Annotated in this window: 6 protein-coding genes and 1 pseudogene; 1 reads left to right on the top strand and 6 read right to left on the bottom strand. The window is 72.6% G+C overall.

What is annotated here, in order from left to right; translation table 11 throughout:
* The 6 genes from AC2CHE_RS26340 to AC2CHE_RS26315 all read right to left on the bottom strand — a co-directional run.
* The coding region (locus AC2CHE_RS26340) for a glycoside hydrolase family 11 protein (RefSeq protein WP_484507530.1) at nucleotides 1–303 on the bottom strand (303 nt) is incomplete at its 3' end.
* A gap of 314 nt (nucleotides 304–617) precedes the next feature.
* A complete protein-coding gene (gene ung / locus AC2CHE_RS26335) occupies nucleotides 618–1,319 on the bottom strand; it encodes a uracil-DNA glycosylase (RefSeq protein WP_484507529.1) in 702 nt (233 codons plus the stop codon).
* Between the two features lie 60 nt (nucleotides 1,320–1,379).
* Nucleotides 1,380–1,859 (bottom strand): tRNA (adenosine(37)-N6)-threonylcarbamoyltransferase complex ATPase subunit type 1 TsaE, encoded by a 480-nt coding sequence (gene tsaE / locus AC2CHE_RS26330; RefSeq protein WP_484507528.1) that lies wholly within the window; start codon nucleotides 1,857–1,859, stop codon nucleotides 1,380–1,382.
* Complete coding sequence (locus AC2CHE_RS26325) at nucleotides 1,856–2,959, bottom strand: alpha/beta fold hydrolase (RefSeq protein WP_484507527.1); 1,104 nt, start codon at nucleotides 2,957–2,959, stop codon at nucleotides 1,856–1,858. The genes tsaE and AC2CHE_RS26325 overlap by 4 nt, the downstream gene beginning before the upstream one ends.
* Nucleotides 2,956–4,074 (bottom strand): alanine racemase, encoded by a 1,119-nt coding sequence (gene alr, locus AC2CHE_RS26320; protein WP_484507526.1) that lies wholly within the window; start codon nucleotides 4,072–4,074, stop codon nucleotides 2,956–2,958. The genes AC2CHE_RS26325 and alr overlap by 4 nt, the downstream gene beginning before the upstream one ends.
* Nucleotides 4,075–4,115: 41 nt before the next feature.
* Entirely contained in the window at nucleotides 4,116–5,585 is a 1,470-nt protein-coding gene (locus tag AC2CHE_RS26315) for an NAD(P)H-hydrate dehydratase (RefSeq protein WP_484507525.1), read from the bottom strand.
* 192 nt (nucleotides 5,586–5,777) lie between these two features.
* Here AC2CHE_RS26315 and AC2CHE_RS26310 point away from each other — a divergent pair.
* Nucleotides 5,778–5,962 (top strand): annotated as a pseudogene (locus tag AC2CHE_RS26310) (hypothetical protein); the annotation flags it as partial.

Below are 5,962 nucleotides of genomic sequence, written 5' to 3'. Positions count from 1 at the left end.
ACCGGGGTTCCAGCCCTTGCCGCCGACCCAGTTGTTGGTGCTCCTGCTCCACGAGCTGGAGTAGCGGCCGTTCTCACGCAACACCATGCAGGCGTCGCCGCTGTCCTTCCAGAACGAGAAGAAAAACCCGTTGTGGGTGCCTTCCGTGCTCGAGCAGACCTGCCGGTCAGCCTCGGCCTGGGCGGGGCTGGCCGAGATCGCGACAGTGCCGGTCGTGGCCAGCACCGCGGCACAGGCGGCGGCAGCCAGCATCCTGATGCGGCCGCGTCGGCGGCTCTTTCGGTGGGTGATAGTTTCGTTCATGGTGGTGTGCTTCTCCTTGCGAGAGGCGGCGTGACGTAATCGGCGGGGTGCGTGTGGTAAAGGGACGGTCACCACGCGTCGATGCCGCGCCATGGTTGTACGAATTGCCGGACTGTCGGTTGTATAGGTGCCCCACTGCTACTTTGCGTCGCCACTGACCCCCAAACTGAAGACGTAAGCCGGCGTCTATATTCGATATCGTTATCCAACGATCGACATCAGTCAAGGAATGCCGTCCGACCGGCTCCTCCGACCAACCAGGTGGATGCCACCACCTGGTACGTGCGGGCGGCGTGGCGGCAGGAGCACACGGCTCAGCCGGCCGAGCGTTCCCAGTCGATGGTGGGCAGGCCGGCGTCGGCGAGCGCCTTGTTGGCGGCGCTGAACGGGCGGCTGCCGAGGAAGCCGCGTGGGTTCATCGGGCTGGGGTGACCGGCCTCCAGGACCACGTGCTGCGGATTGCCGACCAGGGCCGCCTTCTTCCGGGCATACCCGCCCCAGAGCAGGAACACCACCCGCGACTCCAGCGCGTCGAGTGCCCGGATGGTCGCGTCGGTGAACTCCTCCCAGCCCCGGTTGGCATGTGACCCGGGGGTGCCCTGGCGCACGGTCAGCACCGAGTTGAGCAACAGCACGCCCTGCGCCGCCCAGCCGTCGAGGTTGCCGCTGCGCGGCTTCGGCACGCCCAGATCCTCGCCCAGTTCCTTGAAGACGTTGCGCAACGACGGCGGCACCGCCACCCCCTCACGCACGCTGAAGCTCAACCCGTGCGCCTGGCCGGCCCGGTGGTAGGGATCCTGCCCGAGGATCAGCACCCGGCAGGCCGACGGGGCACACAGCCGGTAGGCCGCGAAGAGGTCCACCACCGGCGGGAAGACCGTGGCGGTGGCGTACTCCCGGGCGACGAACTCGCTCAACGCGGCCGTGCGGGCCGGGTCGACATGCGGAGCCAGCACCGCCCGCCACTCGTCGGGTAGCAGCGCCAGCAGGTCGAGCGCGGGGGTGTCGTCGGGCATCGGCAGCCTCTCACCGGTGGGAACGTCTGCGGGCACTGTAGGTATCGGGTACGACGGCGCTCAGCCCAGGGCGGAGAGGCGCTCGGCCCAGTCGCCACCGACCGGCTCCAGCTCAGCCGTCCGGGTGTCGTCGTCCTGGCGGTGCAGGCGGACCCGTAGATGAGCGTCGGCCAGTTGCTCGACAAGTCCTTCGCCCCACTCCACCACGGTCACCGAGTCGTCGACCGAAGCGTCCAGGTCGAGGTCGTCGATCTCGGCCCGGGGATCGCTCGCGTCACCCAACCGGTACGCGTCGGCGTGCACCAGCGACACGCCTCGTCCGCTCGTCGGGTCCGGTCGGTGCACCCGGGCGATCACGAACGTCGGGGAGGTGATGTCGCCGAGCACCTCCAGACCGGCGCCGATTCCCCGGGTCAGCGCGGTCTTGCCGGCACCCAGCGGGCCGGTGAGCAGCACCAGATCACCGGCGCGCAGCAACCCGGCCAGCCGACGCCCGAAGGTGTGGGTGTCCGCGACCGTCGGCAGTACGACCTCGGTCACGAGTCGTCCCGTCCACAGGTGCCGAGGAACCGGAGCAACGCGGCGTTCACCTCGTCGGCGTGCTCCAGCATCACCACGTGACCGCTGTCGGGAATCCTGACGAACTCGGCGTGCGGCAGCCGCCGGACGATCTCCTCCGAGTGGGTCAGCGGTGTGATCATGTCCTTGTCTCCGACGATCACCAACACCGGCGTGCCCGCCAGCGCGGCCAGTGCCGGGAACCGGGAGTGGGTCGCCAGGGTACGCAGGTAGCGGGTCACCGTGTCGGCGGAGGTACGGGAGTTCATCTGCTCCACGTACGACACCAGTGCCGGGCTCGGCGCTCGGGTGCCGAAGCCGTATTTGCGGGTCAGCAACCAGGCCACGTTCGTCGTCGAGCGACGTGCCCGGTCGATGACCGGCCCGCCGTAGCGGGTGACGTTGCCCGCCATGTAGAGCACCGGCGCACCGACCCGGCCCAGCAGGGCGGGCGCGACCAGCTTCGTCTCCGCCAGCAGCCCGCCCGAGGTGGCCATCAGCACGGTCCCCACCACCCGGTCGCCGAACATCTCCGGATACAGCTCGGCCAGCGCCATGATGGTCATGCCACCCATCGAGTGACCGACGAGCACCAGTGGCCCCTCGGGGGCCGCCTCGTCGATCACCCGGCGCAACGTACGGCCCAGCGCCGTCAGGTCGTATTCGCCGCTCTCCAGTCGCCCCGACCGGCCGTGCCCCGGCTGGTCGTACGCGACGATCCGGTGCTCACCCTGCTCGGCGAGCAGTTTGCGCTGGAAGTGGAAGGTGCCCATATCCAGGCAGAAGCCGTGCACCAGCAGCACGGTCGGGTTGCCGTCGACCGGCCGGGTCGGCTCGACCACCTCGACGTGGATGTCGGTGCCGTCGGGCATCTCCAGCCGGTACGCCTCGTCGTACCGCTGATCGCCGAAGACCTCCTCGGCGCACGGGTCGGCGGGGTCCGCCTTCAGTCGGCGGACCAGGGCGCGTTCCGTGGCGACCCCGGCGGCCAGCCCGGCGGCGGCCACCCCCAGCGCCGCACCGACCAGACCGGCGGCCTTCCCGGCGGTGGTCCGTGGCCGCGGGATGTGCCAACCGGTCATGCCCGGTCGCCGTCGTAGACGCGCGGGACCCGGGTGCTGCCGAACCGGGTGACGATCTCGTAGTTGATGGTGCCGACGGCGTCGGCCCAGTCGTCGGCGGTGGGCTCGCCCTCGGACCCGCTGCCGAAGAGGGTCGCCACGTCGCCGGCGGCCACCGGGTCGTCGCCGCAGTCGAGCACGAACTGGTCCATGCAGACCCGACCGGAGATGGTCCGGCGGACTCCGCCGAGCTGCACCGGTCCGCAGTTCGAGGCGTGCCGGGGCACCCCGTCGGCGTAGCCGAGCGGCACCACGGCGAGGTTGGCCTCGCGTTCGGTCGTGTAGGTGTGGCCGTAGGAGACGCCCACGCCGGCCGGCACCCGCTTGGTCACCATCACCCGGGCACGGGCCGTCATCGCCGGACGCAGCCCGTACGTCTCGCCCGCCACCGGGGAGAGGCCGTAGACGGCCAGCCCCGGACGGACCAGGTCGAAGTGGGTGTCCGGCCGGGTCAGCGTGGCCGCCGAGTTGGCCAGGTGCCGGTAACGCGGTCGGAGCCCGGCCCGCTCGACCATGGCCAGCCCCTCGTGGAAGACCGCCACCTGCCGGTCCGTGGTCGGGTGACCGGGCAGGTCCGCGTAGACGAAGTGGCTCCACACACCCACCACCTCGATCAGCCCGTCGGCCTGTGCCTTGGCGGCGGCGTCGAGCAGAGCCGGCCAGTCGGCGACCGTCGCGCCACCCCGGGCCAGCCCGGTGTCGATCTTCAGGTGCAGTCGGGCGGGCCGCCCGGCCGTGCGGCTCGCCGCCAGCATCTCGTCGAACTGCGGCAGGCTGGCCACTCCCAGGTCGATGCCGGCGGTCACGCCGGTGTGCAGCGGTAGCCCCGGGGCGAGCAGCCAGGCCAGCACCGGGGCGTCGATGCCGGCCGCGCGCAGCGTCAACGCCTCGTCCAGGGTGCAGACGCCGAGCCAGTCCGCCCCCGCGTCGAGCGCGGCTCGGGCCGCCGGGATCATGCCGTGGCCGTAGCCGTCGCCCTTCACCACCGCCATCAGTTCCGCGCTGGTGCCGGCGCGCAGCCGGTCCACGTTCTCCCGAATCGCGTCTAGGTCCACACGTACCTCGGCCTGCCACATGCCCCCACCCTACTTTCCGGGCTGATCACCCTGGCAGGTAGTCAGGGCAGACGGGCCAGCACGGGACGCAGCGCGACGGCGACGTCGGGCGCGGTCACCGGGCCGCCCCGGGCCGCCTGCCGACCGGCCAGCCCGTGCAGGTACGCCGCCGCGGCGGCGGCCCGCTCGGCCGGCAGCCCGGCCGCGAGCAACGAACCGAGCAGTCCGGCCAGCACGTCGCCGGTGCCACCGGTGGCCAGCGCGGGGGTGCCGGTCGGATTGACGTACGCCCGTCCGTCCGGCGTGCCGACCACCGTACGATCTCCCTTGAGCAGCACCACCGCGTTCATCCAGGCGGCCAGTCGAAGCGTGGCGGCGACCCGGTCGGCGCCCGGTTCCTCCCCGCAGAGCCGGGTGAACTCCCGATCGTGCGGGGTGACCACGATCGGCGCGTCCCGTCGGCGCAGCTGGTCGGCGAGGGAGCCGTCGACCAGCAGGGTCAAGGCGTCGGCGTCCAGCACCACCGGCACCGGGGCGGCGAGCACGGTCCGCAGCTCGGTCGCCGCCCGCTCGTCGGTGCCCAAACCCGACCCACACACCCACGCCTGTACCCGGCCGGCGTCGGACACCCGGCCGGTGGCGATCACCGAGGGATGCTGGCGGACCACCTCGTCCCGGGCACCCCCGGCGTAACGGACCAGGCCGGTCGGACCGGCCAGCGCGCCGCCGACGGAGAGCACCGCCGCACCCGGGTACGTCGCGGAGCCGGTGGCCACGCCGACCACCCCTCGGGTGTACTTCTCCGAGCCGGGGCCGAGCCTCGGGTACCAGTCGGCCACGTCCGACCACTCCACGAGGTGCAGCGCGGGGCTGCCGCGCAGCCACGGCGCCAACCCGATGTCGACCAGTTCCACCTCGCCGGCCAACGCGGCGGCGGGGCCGACCGCCAGGGCCGGCTTCAACGCGCCGAACGCCACCGTCACGTCGGCGCGCACCGCGTTCGGACTGCCGGACGGCGTCAGCGGCACCGCCCCGGTGTCCACCGCGACACCACTGGGCACGTCCACCGCCACCACCGTCGCCCGCTCGCCGTCACGTCCCCGGTGCCGCAGCAGACTCGCCGCCAACTGCTCGGCGGTCTCCCGCAGGCCACCACGGCCGCCGATGCCGACGATCCCGTCGAGCACCACGTCGACCACGGCCGGCGGTCGCGACACGACCCGCCCTCCGGCGGCACGCAGCGCGGCCAGCCCTTCGGCGTGCACCCGATCCGGGGTGAGCAGCAACGCCGACACGGCGGCGCCGCGCCGGGCCAACCGGGCACCCGCGTACAGGGTGTCGCCGCCGTTGTCGCCGGAGCCGACGAGCAGCAGCACCGGCGCGGCGTACACCCCGTCCCGCTCGGCGAGCAGCAACGCGCAGCGGCGGGCCAGCCCGGCGGCGGCGCGTTGCATCAGTGTGCCGGGCGGCACCGTGGCCATCAGGGCGGACTCCGCCGCGCGTACGTCCGCGACCCGCCAGACCGGTCTCATGCCACACCCCGTTTCCCGATCACCCGGCCAACCCTACCGGCGCGGCGGCGGCAAGATAGCCGTCGGCGACGCGTCCGGCAACGCCTGTGGACAAACCGAAGGTGGCGCCACCACCGGCTGTCCACAGGGCACCGCCACCGGTCCCACCACCGCCTAGCGTCTGCGTCGTGCTGACGCCAGACGGGAGGGACGATGGCCGAGGAGAAGCTGGCCGTACGGCCGGAACTGCTGCACCGGGTCGGTCGGTCGCTGGGTGACACCGGCTACCGGCTGGCGCACGGGACGGCCGGCGGGCGCGGGCTGGTCGCACCGGCCCGGGGCGAATGGTCGACGGCGCGGGCGCTCGCCGGCCTGGCGGCGGCCGTGCACGCCTGGTC

It is taken from the genome of Micromonospora sp. ATLC16 (genome assembly GCF_057196645.1).
Note: the sequence above shows the minus strand (reverse complement) of the source record. Positions and strands in the feature narration are given on the sequence as shown.